The 784-nt window shown below is 71.0% G+C and carries 1 protein-coding gene; it reads left to right on the forward strand.

Annotated features, from left to right (window positions below):
- On the forward strand, positions 1-784 hold a 784-nt coding region (locus ND748_RS33130), incomplete at both ends, for a DEAD/DEAH box helicase (RefSeq protein ID WP_251750173.1).

Below are 784 nucleotides of genomic sequence, written 5' to 3' on the forward strand. Positions count from 1 at the left end.
CCAGCGCGCCCTGCGAGCCATCGCCGCCGACGCCGATCGGGCGGCCGCGCGGATCGCCCGGCGGCGGGCGAAGGTACCGGCGCTGCGCTACCCCGACATCCTGCCGGTGACGCAGCGCAAGGACGAGATCCTCGCCGCGATCCGCGATCATCAGGTTGTGATCATCGCCGGGGAGACCGGCTCCGGCAAGACCACGCAGCTTCCGAAGATCTGCCTGGAGCTCGGCCGCGGCGTCCGCGGGATGATCGGTCACACCCAGCCACGGCGGATCGCCGCCCGCACCGTCGCCGACCGCATCGCCGAGGAGTTGGGCACCCCCTCGCCGCAGGCCGGCGGGGTCGTCGGCTACCAGACCCGGTTCACCGACCAGGTGCACGACGACACCCTCGTCAAGCTCATGACCGACGGCATCCTGCTGGCCGAGATCTCCACGGACCGGTCGCTGCGCCGCTACGACACGCTGATCATCGACGAGGCCCACGAACGCAGCCTCAACATCGACTTCATCCTCGGCTACCTGCGCTCGCTGCTCCCCCGCCGGCCGGATCTCAAGGTGATCATCACCTCCGCGACGATCGAGACGGCCCGGTTCTCCGCGCACTTCGGCGACGCCCCCGTCATCGAGGTCTCCGGACGCACCTATCCGGTCGAGGTGCGCTACCACCCGCTGGTGCCGGGCGCCCGGGACGCCGACCCGACCGACGCGACCGCGGCCCACTCGACCGAAGATCTCAGCGAGCCGGTCCCGGTAGAACCGGTAGAGGTTGTCGACGTCGCGGGGGGC

The organism is Frankia sp. AiPs1, assembly GCF_023716945.1.
Taxonomy (GTDB): domain Bacteria; phylum Actinomycetota; class Actinomycetes; order Frankiales; family Frankiaceae; genus Frankia.